Raw genomic sequence first — 13,297 nt, 5'->3', positions numbered from 1 at the left:
ATACTAAGTCTATAACATAAGGAGGAGTGCTTGTAATGGCTAAAATTGCTACAGTAATGACAGACATGTTTGAAGATGTCGAATATACGTCACCAGCGAAAGAATTCGAAGGTGCGGGACATCAAGTCGTAACAATCGAAAAGGAAGCAGGCAATAAGGTAAAAGGGAAACAAGGAGATGCGACTGTAACCATCGATCAAGGAATTGAAGATGTGTCGCCAGAGGATTTTGATGCTTTGTTCATTCCGGGAGGATTTTCACCAGACATTCTAAGGGCGGATGACCGCTTTGTAAAATTTGCTAAGCATTTTATGGATGAAAAGAAACCGGTATTTGCTATCTGTCATGGCCCGCAGCTATTAATTACTGCCAAAACACTGGAAGGTCGCGATGCTACAGGTTACAAATCGATTCAGGTTGACTTAGAATATGCCGGTGCTAATGTGCATGATGAAGAAGTGGTAGTTTGCGGTAAGCAATTAGTTACTAGTAGACAACCGGACGATATTCCGGCGTTTATTCAAGAATCACTTCAATTATTGTCATAAACGATACAACCCCCGTAGGTGATTTAGCTTACGGGGGATGTTTCATATTTTTGCTTTATTTAGCTCCGGCTACATTACCTGAATATCTCTATTTCTTTAGGAAGTCGTTTTGAAGCATTAGGTACTTCACGTGGAGTATAATCAATAATATCGGAAGAGTATACTTCAATGATCATTTTACCACCTATTGCCTTAGACCGGATAAGTAATGGTTGATTAAAATTATTTTTGAACGTGAAATCTGGCCCATACCAGCTAACCGTTGCGTCACGTCCTGGGGGTACATAAGGAACCTTTTTACTATGAGAATAGCGCTCCAGAATTTGTGCACTAGCACGGTCAATTGCATTAAATAGGGTTGAAGACACCTGACAAATTCCCCCACCTATACCTTCTGTTAATTCACCTTGAACAATTTCAGGTGCAGGCAAATAGCCTTTTTCTTTTGTTCTTTTTCCAACAACCTTGTTAAAAGAAAAGGTCTTTTCAGGAAATACAACATAGCTATCAATTGCTTCTGCTGCAAGAGAGATATTATGTGATCTTTCCTTATTATTGGCATTAAAGTACGTAATATAGTGACCTATGCGTTGTGTACGAATATTTGCCAGTAACTCACTGTCCACATTGGGATGAATAGTAAGGATAGGAACTTCTATATTGGCAGGCTCTCCTTGAAAAAAATAGCTATAAAATAATTCATGAAATTTCTGGCGATGTAATTTATGGCCAACTTCTCCAGGAACTATCGTGCCATTTTGGTCGATCACGGCATTTATTGGTGCTTGGTAAATTTTTTTCTCCAGCTCCTTTACCAATTCGATATACTTGTCTTGGTCAATCACTGGTTCATCAAAAAATGGTACCATAAAATCTGCGCGACTGACACTTGTAATAGGTTCTCCATTATATGTCACCACTAGGTCACTAGGAATATTAGGTTCGCTAAAAAATAAAAATAGGATCGTTATATAGGTAATTTTCATATGCTAGTCTGCCTCCTAGCATTAGTATGTTTCGGAGGCGTGAATTCATGTAATAAATTGTTGATATAAGTATCTATATACGTGAGACTCTATCCATGCTGCTTTTTTAACTTCTCCTGCTTATGCAACGTATGTTTAACCCCCCACTCGTGCATGGCTTCCAAAATAGGCTGAAGGCTTTTACCATATTCTGATATCGAATATTCTACCTTCGGAGGTACTTCTGGATAGACCACTCTATTGACAATATCCTCCGCTTCTAGTTCACGTAACTGCTTCGTTAACATTTTTTGTGTAATGCCGGGCATACTTTTCTTAAGTTCATTAAAGCGTTGTGTTCCATGATTCAGTAATTGTAACAAAATGATAGGTTTCCATTTACCGACCAGAATACTTAAAGCATCTTCTACTCGACAGGCATTCGGTTCATATTTCATCATTGTTCCTCCTTTGTGCTCTTTCATTATTCTGAAAGGGAAAATAAAGGCAGGTAGTTATGTTGCTCCGGCTATAGTATCTTTTTAGATACTATATTACTTTTAAGTGCGTACTTACATTTTTCGCTTCTATGATTCATAATAACATGTGATAGCAAACTTTGATAACAGAAAGGTTGTTTGGAATGGAAAAATTTCGCATCGATCCAAAGAAAGGATTAGAGTTTGGATTATATACATTAGGTGACCATTTGCCGAATCCAGAAACGGGTGAAAGGATTTCGGCTAGTCAACGCTTAGATGAAATTATTGAATTAGCGAAACTAGCAGAAGATGCTGGTTTAGATATTTTTAGTGTTGGGGAGAGCCATCAGGATTATTTTACAACCCAAGCACATTCTGTAGTCCTTGCGGCAATTGCACAAGCAACCGAAAAAATAAAAATTATCAGTTCTTCCACTATTATTAGTACACTTGATCCGGTGAGAGTGTTTGAAGATTTTGCCACAATAGATTTAATTTCAAAAGGCCGTACGGAAATTGTTGCAGGTAGGGCTTCGCGTGTCGGAAATTTTGAGCTTTTAGGCTATGATTTACACGACTATGAAGAACTATATGAAGAAAAATTTGACCTTTTATTACAGATTAATCAAAACGAATATGTAGATTGGGAAGGCCGGTTTCGAGCTCCACTCAAAAATGCCCATGTTCTACCACGACCTTTCAATGGTCCTTTACCAATTTGGCGAGCGGTTGGGGGACATCCTTCCAGTGCTGTTAAGGCAGGTTATGCTGGTGTACCGATTTTCGTTGCCATGTTAGGAGGACCAGCATCCGTGTTTAAACGGACAATTGATTCGTATCGTGGAGCACTTGAGCAGGGAGGTAATGATCCTAAGGATTTCCCGATTGCAACAGCTGGTTTCTTTTATTTAGCAGAAACTACCCAGCAGGCGCAGCGGGAAACGTACCCATTTATCAATGAAGGGATGAAAAAGACCAATGGGAGAGGTTTTTCAAAACAAGTCTTCGCTCAAGGAGCTCATCCGCACGATATCATGAACATCGGCAGTCCGCAAGAAGTAATTGAAAAAATATTATATCAGCATGAAACATTTGGTCATCAACGGTATATTGCCCAAATGGATTTTGGTGGCGTCCCATTTGATAAGTTACGTAAAAATATTGAATTAATTGGCAAAGAGGTCTTACCAGCAATTCGTAAATACACAGCTAAATAAGGAGGTCCAGTCAATGAAGGTGGTCGCAATAGCAGGTTCCATTGTCGGTTCCAAAACAAAAACAGCAATCCAATATGCAGTAGATATGCTTTTAGATAAATATCCAGAAGCAGAGGTGACATTGCTTGACTTAGCAGAGCTAGATATTCAGTTCAGTGACGGAAGAAATTATCTCGACTATCAAGGAGATACGAAAACAGTGACCGAAACAATTATGGAAGCTGACACTTTAATTATCGGCACTCCAATATTTCAAGCATCTATTCCAGGTACGTTAAAAAATATCTTTGATTTATTGCCTGTGGGTGCTTTAGAAGGTAAAGTGGTAAGCATGATTGTAACAGCTGGTTCACAACGACATTATTTAATTCCTGAACAGCAATTGAAACCCATTCTCGGATATATGAAAGCACAGGTAGTGCAAAGTTACGTTTATATTGAAGATGTCGATTTTTATCGGAAGGAAATTATCAATGATGATGTCAAATTTCGAATAGAACGACTTCTAGAGGATACCGTTACATTAACGAAAACCTATCAAAAAATTCGAGAAGAGAAAGATGCTGAATACGATTTTTAAAGAAGAAAAGTGCTTGGTTTTAAAGAAACCAAGCGCTTGCTCATGTCAAGTTTCCTAACTTTTTGTATCGAAATTATTTCAATTCTTTATATAATTAGGTATAATATATTCTACAAACGGATACATACACCGTCGTGCAGAATCATAAATAGTATTAAGGGGGTTTTAACTTTGAAAAAGTTTAGTTTGTTTTTTATCTTATTTTTATTACTAGGTGTCGTATTAGCAGCATGTGGTGATGCATCAGATGACGCCATTGATGATGAAGGAACAACTGAAGAAGCAGCACCTGAAGAAGGCGATGCGGAAGAAAGTGAAGAAGGTGGAGAAGCTTCAGAAGATTGGGTGGAAAATATTACTGTATTAACTGGTGGAGAAGCTGGTGTTTACTTTCCGCTAGGTGTTGCAATGGCGGAAATTATGGATCAGAACGTTGATGGCGTTAGTGCAACAGGTATTTCCAGTGGTGCATCAGTTGTTAATGCTAATGAGTTAAGTGATGGCCAAGCTGAATTTGCGCTTATTCAAAATGATGTTGCTTATTATGCTCAAGAAGGTACGAATATGTTTGAAGAAGTCGTTGACGGCTTTAGTGGTGCATTTACTATCTATCCGGAAACAATTCAAATTGTCACATTAGCTGATAGTGGTATTGAAACAGTAGAAGATTTAGAAGGTAAACGTGTAGCAGTCGGTGACGTTGGTTCCGGTACTGAAGCGAATGCGGAACAAATCTTAGCTGCACATGATATGACATTTGATGACATCAGTCCTGAATGGATGGACTTTGGTGATGCATCAACAAACGTACAAGATGGTAACATTGACGCTGCATTTGTAACTGCAGGTACGCCAACGGGAAGTATTCAGGAATTAGCTGCAAGTGCAGATATTAAAATTGTAAGTATCAATGAAGATAAAATTGCCCAATTAGAAGAAGAATATCCATACTATGTAAGAGAAGATTTAGATGAAAATACGTATGAAAACTTTGACGCAACAGCAACAACAGTAGCAGTTCAAGCAATGTTGATTGTAAGAGATGATTTGCCTGAAGATCAAGTTTATGAATTAGTGAAGTCTATTTTCGACAATTTAGATGCCATGCAAAATGCCCATGAGCGAGGGAACGATCTAACAATTGATACGGCACAAGATGGTATGTCAATTGATTTACACCCAGGGGCACAGCGCTATTTCGATGAACAATAAAAGAGCAACTGTTACAAACAAAAAAAGGGCATTGCTACTGAGCAATGCCTTTTTTCCGAAATTTATGATCGTAATAGTTGTAGTGATTACTCTTTTGTTAAGCTTACTTTTATGGCATCGACCTCAATATCTCCTAGTTATTACAGACATGAATACCGGAGAAGCTTTGTGGACAAGTGAGATAGACCAAGGTGAAACATTCTCCCACGAATATATTCATTCAGTAGAAAAATCTCCTGTAAAAGAAGTATTTCAATTCTCCACTTCGGGTGAATTGGTGACGATGGAAAGTTGGACAAAGTCATTTGGAGCGGGAATGCCCTATCAGAGGGAAGGTGATGTTGAGTTGAAAGACGGTTTTTATGTAATGAGAAATATAAACCGTCCTATTCATGGAGGAGTATTAAGAATGAAACCTTCCAACCTGTATCCACACACATTTTCCTTTCGTGATCAAACCATTTACCTGTCTAAAGAACCCTTTGTTAAAAAAATTATCGAAATCGATGTAATCGACTTATCCTGGTGGGAGGGATTTGTACGGACTTTCACAATTAAGTAAATTTATGTAGAAAGAGGGATGTAAGATGGATGACAGCCAGAAGAAAATGCTCCAAGAGTTAGAGGGGAGTGACCGTGAACTACGTAGTTTTTGGGCTATAATAGTATTAGCCATTAGTGTTTTTTTATCTGCTTTTCATTTATATGTTGCTGGGTTTGGATTACCCGGTATAGGATCCAAAACATTTTTAATATTGCATTTAACAATTGGATTAATCCTAGTTTTTTGTATTTTTCCAATTAAAAAAGGTCTCAGCCAAACATCTATACCTTGGTATGACGTTGGATTAGCAATTATCTCTTTGGGGGTTGGAACCTATATTATTCAGAAGCAAACGGCAACCTCTATTATGTCAGGACGACCTACAGACTTGGACCTATTTGTTGGTCTGCTTTTAATTATTTTAGTGCTGGAAGCAACAAGGCGTGTAGTAGGGAAACCACTCGTTATCATTGCCCTTGTTTTTATCGCTTATTTCTTTTTGGGGGAGTACATGCCAGGTCAATTTCACCATACACGAGGTGATTTTGAGCGATTCGTTTATGAAATTACTTATCGTAACAATGGTATTTTTGGAACCCCAATCTATGCATCAGCCCAGTTTGTCTTTATATTTATTCTTTTTGGAGCCATACTTGAATCGACAGGTGCTGGAAAGATGTTTATCAATCTGGCGTTACGACTGTTTGGCCGATATAAAGGTGGACCAGCTAAAGCTAGTGTTGTAGCAAGTGGTTTGATGGGGAGTATTTCGGGAAGTTCAACAGCAAACGCTGTAACTACTGGTACTTTCACGATACCTTTAATGAAACGAGTTGGTTTCAAACCGCACGTTGCTGGTGGTGTAGAAGTTGCTGCATCGTCGAGTGGACAATTTTTACCGCCTATTATGGGGGCGGCTGCCTTTATTATGGTTGAGTTCACAGGAATTCCTTATTATGAAATTATTCAAAGTGCCATTATTCCTGCGTTATTAGCCTATGTTGGAATTTTATTCATGGTTCATTTTGAAGCTTCCAAACACGGTATAACAGGGATGGATCGGAGTGAATTAGCGTCAGGTCGGAAGCTCTTAATGCAGCAAGGTTATTTATTAATACCGATAATCGCATTGCTGTATTATCTCGTATATGTTCGGGTTTCGGTTAATAACTCGGCATTCTTCTCGATTATTGTGCTATTAGTTCTAGCAGTTTTTGTGCAACGTTTCAAAGACAACCTTGGTCGTACAGCGCTTATTGCAGCAGGGGTAATCGTCGTCACATTATTGCTACAACTTTTAATGGACCCGATTAATCAAGGTTTACGAGCATTAAATGATATCTTTAACATCAATTTCTTTAGTGCGGAGACAATTAGGTGGAAGTCAGAGATATTAATTTTGCTATTAATTAGTTTAGGGATTGCCCTGATCTTTGCTTTATCGCAAAAGAAAATGAAAATAGATTCACCACCGGTTCATTTTGGTTGGAAGCAAACGTTAGCAGGTTTTGAAACTGCTGCACGAAATGCTTTATCAATTATTGTAGCATGTGCGACTGCTGGTATCCTTATTGGTGTGATCACAACGTCAGGTTTATCTACTAAATTTACAAGGATTGTCATTGGTTTTAGTGAAACATTAACTAATGCTATGCCAAGCTTTTTAGTAACAGATAATACACAATTATATTTTGCGTTAATTTTAACCGTATTTGCATGTTTACTATTAGGTTTAGGCCTACCAACAACGGCAACTTACGTTGTATTGGCAGCAATTGTGGCTCCGGTATTAACAGATATGGGTGTTCATGTTTTAATTGCACATTTATTTGTCCTTTACTATGGAGTATTAGCAGATGATACACCACCGATTAACTTACCAGCCTATGCTACAGCTGGGATAGCTAAAGCAGGACCTGTGCGGACTGGTGTTCAAGGGTTTAAATATGATTCTGCTGCTTTGTTATTGCCATTTGTATTTACTTTGAATCCGACTATTTTATTGCTTACGGATGTGAGCTGGTATGAGATGATTTGGGCAATCTTTACCGCAACAGTGGGGATGATTGCATTTGCATCATTCATTCAAAATTGGTTGATAAGAAAATATCATTGGATTGAAAGAATACTTGCGCTGGTGACTGCTTTATTATTTATCCAGCATAATTTGCTGACAGATATTATTGCGGTAGCGATACTGGCCATTATCCTTGTTTTACAACTGTTTTTTTCAAAAAATCGAAAAAACAAAGAGCAAATAGCATAATAAAGTAAAGGATGCTGAAATAAAAGAAATGTATAAGCACAAAAATCCAAACGATTTTCAAATAGACCTTGAAATCGTTTGGATTTTTTTCATATTTATAGGAACATACTATGCACTAACTTATGTTGCTTCGTACTAATTGTTGAGAGGCTATAGCTGCGTAACAATCGCTCCGGCTGTTCACTTTCCTTTCCACGGGTTTTTGCCCCTCGGAAAGCGAAATGATCAGCCAGAGCGGATGCTTTGCACTCGATATCATAAAACGTAAGTTCATGAAAAGTATCCCTATATTGTGCAATAATACGTAGTTGATGTGAAGAGATTAGGTTACGTCCCAATCTCTTTGTTTTTTATGAGATAAAGTATCGTTAAACCGTGATGTGCTTGCTATGCTTCTTCGTAATTCAGGCAAAAAATCGCTTTTATAGTGTTTTCTATGCAGTTGGGCTATTTCCTGCAGGGCTTTCAGGTGGTGCTGTTTGTTTGGTTTTATCGATATTCTTTTCATAATATCGGCATAACTTTTCCGCTTGTCCCATATAGTGATTACAGGAGAATAATAGGGGGAAAATCGGATGCCGAAGATATTTAAAGTTGTCCTGTGGTTAGTTGGTTTATTCTTATTGATTATACTTATGCAATACCCGATGCAGCGATCGTTGGACTCATGGCAAACATGGTCACTACCACTTGCTGGAAAAACTATTGTTCTTGATCCGGGTCATGGTGGTGTCGATGGTGGTGCTGAAGCATCGGATGATACACAGGAGAAGGATATTGCCTTGGATGTTTCGAATATGCTCAAGGATTATCTGCAACAGGCAGGAGCCATTGTCTATCTCACGAGAGAGGGTGACTATGATTTGGCTCAGGATGAAACCAAGGGCTTATCGCGACGAAAATCCGAAGATATTCACAACCGTGTAGCTTTTATTGAGGAGAAAGAAGCCGACCTTTTTCTTAGCATTCACTTAAATGCGCTACCTAGTAAACAATGGAGAGGCGCGCAAACCTTTTTTCATCCTGGGAAAGAACAGAATGAATTATTAGCGAAAGCCATTCAAGCAGAAATCCGCCGTAATTTAGAGAATACCAATCGAGAAGCGTTGGCCATGAGTCAAGTATACATTCTAAAATATACAGAAACAACTGGCGCTTTGGTAGAAATTGGATTTTTGTCGAATGAGGATGAAAAAGAATTATTAAAGTCCCCAGACTATCAGAGAAAAATGGCGGCAAGCATATATGAAGGTATTTTGCAGTATATGATAGAACAAACGGATAACAGTTGATGCATCTCACTAAGATAATGCTTAAATTATGTTATACTAGCAAATAGGATTAAATAGTTTATATCGAGGTGACCTATTTTGCTAACAGAACAAAATGTAATCGATCTTTTGTATAAAATGAAAGACCCTTTCCTCCATAAGACTTTTAAAGAAACTAATGGCATTGTGGAGGTCTCCATTAAGGAAGAAAAAAATCACGTCAGTGTTAAGTTAGCTATAGCTAAGACAAATACAGCAGAACAAATGCAGCTGCAACAAGAATTAGTTGGAGCGTTAAAACAATTGGGAGCAGCGACGGTTGGGCTACGGTTTAGCCAGTTACCAGAAGAAGTAATCGCTAAATTCCAGCCAACAAAGGAAGAAGATCCCTCTTTACTTAGCAAAGCTTCTCAAACAAACTTTCTTGCCATTGCCAGTGGTAAAGGTGGTGTCGGCAAGTCAACTGTTACAGTAAACACTGCAGTTGCTTTAGCTAGACTAGGAAAAAAAGTTGGTATTATTGACGCTGATATCTATGGATTTAGTGTTCCAGATATGATGGGAGTTGAAGAAAGGCCGAAACTGAAAGGCAATAAAATTGTGCCGGTAGAACGCTTTGGTGTCAAGATTATGTCGATGGGCTTTTTTGTAGAAGATAATTCCCCTGTTATTTGGCGTGGCCCAAGACTTGGTAAAATGCTAACAAGCTTCTTTAAAGAGGTAGAGTGGGGAGAGCTTGACTATTTATTGTTGGACTTGCCTCCAGGCACAGGAGATGTAGCTTTAGATGTACACAATATGATACCGTCATCGAAAGAATTAATTGTTACTACGCCACATCCCACTGCGGCATTTGTTGCAGCTCGTGCTGGTCAAATGGCGATTAACACCGACCATGAAATATTAGGCGTTATTGAAAATATGTCTTATTTTGAGAGTAAAGTAACTGGTGAAAAGGAATTTGTATTCGGTAAAGGTGGGGGAGATAAGCTAGCGGAAGTGCTCGATACGAAAGTAATTGGCCGACTTTCCCTACAACAGCCATATGAAGAAGAAGGAGTATTTGCTCCATCTGTATACCAGAAAGACCATCCTAATGGTAAAGAATATTTAGAGGTGGCAAAACAAATTATGAACCAATTTTAATGAGGAAATGTGTAAAGCAACGTATGAAATCGAATGAACCAAAAGGAAACCACGGCCGGTTTGGCTATAACAAAAACTAGCCTTTTTTCTAATAAGAAGGAAGTGGAGCCATTTTTTAGCTCCACTTTTTTTTAGTAGTCACAGTTCATAGCCTTTTTAGCTGCCTTGTTGCTGTCCTTGTCCCTGCCCTTGTCCTTCTTGCTCTTGCTGCTGTCCTTGTTCATCGCTAGAGCCACCGGATTGTTCGGATCCAGAACCTTGGCCTTGTCCAGAAGGTTGCATTTCTTTGGCAGCATTTAATAGTAAATCTGCAATTTTTGCTTGGAACATAGGTGAATTAAACGTTTCTTCAATTACTTTTTCTAAATGTGAACGAAATTGTTGGCTTGTCAAAACGGACATTGTTTGTTGTTCCATTTCTGGATTGCTGAGTATTTCGATTAATTTCTTCTGATATTCGGAGTCACTCATTAAATTTTTGGTGACATCTTCTTGTTTATCCTGTAATGACGTCGCGAAGGATTCTACAAACTTGGGGTCTTGAAACATCTTCTCCCAAAATTCTTTCCCTTTATCAGAGGAAAGCGTCTCTGTTATGGCATCTTTTACTACTTTTGAATCGACCACGTAAGTTTGTTGCATATCATCACTAGACAAGACTTCCGTAATCGCCTTTTTTCCTTCATCTGTTTTAAGAATATCTGCGACCATTTGTTTTGTTCCTTCATAGCCATCATTTTCGTTATTTCCTGTAGTGTTACCACCACCACCGCCGCAGCTTGAAAGCAGCAGTAGAGAAATAAATAGTATATATAGAAGTCGGTTCATATTTACCGCTACCTTTCTTATAAAAAAATAACCTGTATTTATAATATGGAGTCATTTATAATTTAATATGTATGGCAAGCGAAAAAAAGTGAAGTTCGTGGTAAAATACTTAACGAGATATAAATAGTAGGGGGATTTTATTTTGAAAAGTCGTAATGTTGTTCGATTGTTCTTTTCTACGTTACTTTTAGGAGGATTTTCCACCCTGATTGTAAGTTTTTTTGTTAAAGCAGGCGTTTATGCAGAGAATCTGAATCCTTTTGATTGGTTTGAAATATTAGGTTTATTAATATTTTTCATTGGTATGGGTTTTGTTTTTAGCTTGATTAGTCAAATGGGCTTTTTTGCATATTTAACAGTCAATCAATTTGCTTTAGGGGTATTTCGTGGTTACTGGCCAACCGTTCAAGTTGTTATCATTGCGTTTGCTCTCTTTGATCTGGTTTATTTCCGCTATAGAAGTGTGGAGGATGGCACGATTACACCATTCTTGTTAACTGCTATTGCATTATTTGTTTATAGTTGGATTATAGCGGGAATAAAAGCGAAAGAAACAAACAGAAAGGCGTTTATTCCTGCACTTTTCTTTATGGTTGTTATTACTTCGATTGAGTGGGTTCCAGGTTTACGCACGCAAAATGGAGATTATGCCTGGTTGATGATTGTACCGTTGATTTTATGTAATACATATCAGCTGTTAATTCTCCATCGGTTAACCGAAAAGAAATAGACCTTCCATGGGAATGGTCTATTCTTTTTCGGATTGAAGTTCTTCTTGATTAGTTTCTGCTTGGGTAATTAACTCCGAAATAGTCAAAAATTCTTTATCATTTTTTATCTTAGGAATAACATTTTCAAGTGCCTTCTCTGTTTGTTTTACGCTGTCAGAAGCATGGAGTAAAATAATGTCTCCATTGCCTACATTATTTAGAATATGATTGGTTATCTGCTCGGTTCCTGGATTTTGCCAATCATTTGGATTAATACTCCAATGAATCACTTTTAGGCCCTGACTTTCAGCTAAACCGATAATTTCTTCGTTCAAATGACCGTTAGGGGCTCTTAGCAAATAAATATCTTCGTAACCTAGTTTGGAGAAAATGTCCTTTGCTTTGTTCAAATCACTGCGTACTGCATCTATCTCTTGTTCTACATATGACTGGTATTGATAACCAAGCATCCCGATTTCATGGTTATCCTCTGCGATTTGTTCTAATATGTCCGGATGCCGTTCAGCCCATTCACCACTCACAAAAAAAGTCGCTTGAACATCTTCTTTTTTTAACCTTTCCAATATAGGGATAACTTGTTCACTGCCATGGCTGATGTTAAAGGTTAAAGCAATAGAAGCATGTTTTGTGTTTCCTGTATTTAACGCTCGTGGGTTGTCCTGATCCGAGAAAACAGTAGAGGTATAATTAAATTCTAAAAATAAAAACAGTGCAACAAATAAAGCAATTGGAATAATAAAGAATGCTTTTTTCTGTTTTTTAATATCTACAATATATAGACGTCTCACCGAAAATCATCCCTTCCATTTAGTGGGGCTTGTCTCTATCATATGATCAGTATTTCATTAATATGATGTCTAATTATGTTTATATTTGATAGAAAAAAGGAATATAGACATTAAATGACGGGGAGAGTAAATGGTAAATAAAGATAGCAGGGGTGGACAATATGTTAGGATTATTAATTAATGATAAGGAGCAACATGAACTGCAGTATGTCATTAAAAGAGAACTTGAAGAACTGCTTATGGATTTAGAAGATCATCGAATAGATAAAATAGTGAAACAGGCAATGCGTGAAAGGTATAAGGTTATGTTTCAGTTGTTTACACGTGTGGGAAGTGAAGAGGAGATTAAGAAGTATATACCGAAGAAAGTGAAAATTGAATAGCAGCAAATAAGATACTATCTCTCTTTATTTATATAAGAGAGATAGTATTTTTTTAATAAAAATATTTCATAAAACCTCTTGCTTGCTACATAAGTTTATGATATATTATCTCTTGTCGTCGTTAGAAAACGAAGAAATGAACGAGTAAAGAAAAAATCAAAAAAAGATATTGACTTCCTTTTTGATACGTGATATATTATATTTCGTCGCAAAAAACGACACAACATTGATCTTTGAAAACTGAACAAAACAACCAGTATGATTTTAAACATGAAACAAGCTAGCTTATAGAAGCGAGTGCAAGTCAACTTTAATTGAGAGTTTGATCTTGGCTCA

14 protein-coding genes are annotated in these 13,297 nt (G+C 37.6%); 10 read left to right on the top strand and 4 right to left on the bottom strand.

Translation table 11 applies throughout. The features are described 5' to 3' along the window. The first annotated feature begins 35 nt into the window (after positions 1-35). Complete coding sequence (locus tag ACTNEP_RS17050) at positions 36-548, top strand: type 1 glutamine amidotransferase domain-containing protein (RefSeq protein ID WP_441163183.1); 513 nt, start codon at positions 36-38, stop codon at positions 546-548. Between the two features lie 74 nt (positions 549-622). Here ACTNEP_RS17050 and ACTNEP_RS17045 read toward each other — a convergent pair whose 3' ends face one another. Further along, on the bottom strand, positions 623-1,534 hold the full coding sequence (locus ACTNEP_RS17045) for a VanW family protein (protein ID WP_441163182.1): 912 nt from the start codon (positions 1,532-1,534) through the stop codon (positions 623-625). An 89-nt stretch (positions 1,535-1,623) separates the two neighbouring features. After that, entirely contained in the window at positions 1,624-1,971 is a 348-nt protein-coding gene (locus ACTNEP_RS17040; protein WP_441163181.1) for a winged helix-turn-helix transcriptional regulator, read from the bottom strand. Between the two features lie 185 nt (positions 1,972-2,156). Between ACTNEP_RS17040 and ACTNEP_RS17035 the strand changes: the two genes are divergently transcribed. The 7 genes from ACTNEP_RS17035 to ACTNEP_RS17005 all read left to right on the top strand — a co-directional run bounded on the left by ACTNEP_RS17035 (position 2,157) and on the right by ACTNEP_RS17005 (position 10,231). Further along, positions 2,157-3,212, top strand: a complete 1,056-nt coding sequence (locus ACTNEP_RS17035; protein WP_441163180.1) for an LLM class flavin-dependent oxidoreductase — start codon at positions 2,157-2,159, stop codon at positions 3,210-3,212. 13 nt (positions 3,213-3,225) lie between these two features. Continuing rightward, a complete protein-coding gene (locus ACTNEP_RS17030) occupies positions 3,226-3,792 on the top strand; it encodes an NADPH-dependent FMN reductase (protein WP_441163179.1) in 567 nt (188 codons plus the stop codon). A 171-nt stretch (positions 3,793-3,963) separates the two neighbouring features. Next, positions 3,964-5,004, top strand: coding sequence for a TAXI family TRAP transporter solute-binding subunit (locus tag ACTNEP_RS17025; protein WP_441163178.1), 1,041 nt, complete (start codon positions 3,964-3,966; stop codon positions 5,002-5,004). Then, positions 4,994-5,566: a DUF1850 domain-containing protein gene (locus ACTNEP_RS17020; protein WP_441163177.1), complete on the top strand. Its 573-nt coding sequence runs from the start codon at positions 4,994-4,996 to the stop codon at positions 5,564-5,566. Before ACTNEP_RS17025 ends, ACTNEP_RS17020 begins: the two co-directional genes overlap by 11 nt. A gap of 25 nt (positions 5,567-5,591) precedes the next feature. Then, complete coding sequence (locus ACTNEP_RS17015) at positions 5,592-7,814, top strand: TRAP transporter permease (RefSeq protein ID WP_441163176.1); 2,223 nt, start codon at positions 5,592-5,594, stop codon at positions 7,812-7,814. A gap of 575 nt (positions 7,815-8,389) precedes the next feature. After that, positions 8,390-9,106 carry an N-acetylmuramoyl-L-alanine amidase CwlD gene (gene cwlD / locus ACTNEP_RS17010; protein ID WP_441163175.1) on the top strand — a complete coding sequence of 239 codons (717 nt, stop codon included), beginning with the start codon at positions 8,390-8,392 and terminating at the stop codon, positions 9,104-9,106. A gap of 78 nt (positions 9,107-9,184) precedes the next feature. Continuing rightward, positions 9,185-10,231, top strand: coding sequence for a P-loop NTPase (locus ACTNEP_RS17005; protein WP_441163174.1), 1,047 nt, complete (start codon positions 9,185-9,187; stop codon positions 10,229-10,231). Between the two features lie 156 nt (positions 10,232-10,387). Here ACTNEP_RS17005 and gerD read toward each other — a convergent pair whose 3' ends face one another. Beyond that, positions 10,388-11,059, bottom strand: a complete 672-nt coding sequence (gene gerD / locus ACTNEP_RS17000; protein WP_441163173.1) for a spore germination lipoprotein GerD — start codon at positions 11,057-11,059, stop codon at positions 10,388-10,390. 142 nt (positions 11,060-11,201) lie between these two features. Here gerD and ACTNEP_RS16995 point away from each other — a divergent pair, with 142 nt between their 5' ends. Then, positions 11,202-11,789, top strand: coding sequence for a KinB-signaling pathway activation protein (locus ACTNEP_RS16995; RefSeq protein WP_441163172.1), 588 nt, complete (start codon positions 11,202-11,204; stop codon positions 11,787-11,789). Between the two features lie 18 nt (positions 11,790-11,807). On the opposite strand, the gene ACTNEP_RS16990 is transcribed toward ACTNEP_RS16995, so the two are convergent. Then, on the bottom strand, positions 11,808-12,578 hold the full coding sequence (locus ACTNEP_RS16990) for a polysaccharide deacetylase family protein (protein ID WP_441163171.1): 771 nt from the start codon (positions 12,576-12,578) through the stop codon (positions 11,808-11,810). 161 nt (positions 12,579-12,739) lie between these two features. Here ACTNEP_RS16990 and ACTNEP_RS16985 point away from each other — a divergent pair, with 161 nt between their 5' ends. Further along, positions 12,740-12,961 carry a hypothetical protein gene (locus tag ACTNEP_RS16985; protein WP_441163170.1) on the top strand — a complete coding sequence of 74 codons (222 nt, stop codon included), beginning with the start codon at positions 12,740-12,742 and terminating at the stop codon, positions 12,959-12,961. The last annotated feature ends 336 nt before the right edge of the window (positions 12,962-13,297 follow it).

The sequence above is a fragment of the Gracilibacillus sp. HCP3S3_G5_2 genome, assembly GCF_052063305.1.
Taxonomy (GTDB): domain Bacteria; phylum Bacillota; class Bacilli; order Bacillales; family Amphibacillaceae; genus Gracilibacillus.
The sequence above is the reverse complement of the archived record's forward strand: the minus strand, read 5'-3'. Positions and strand labels throughout refer to the sequence as shown.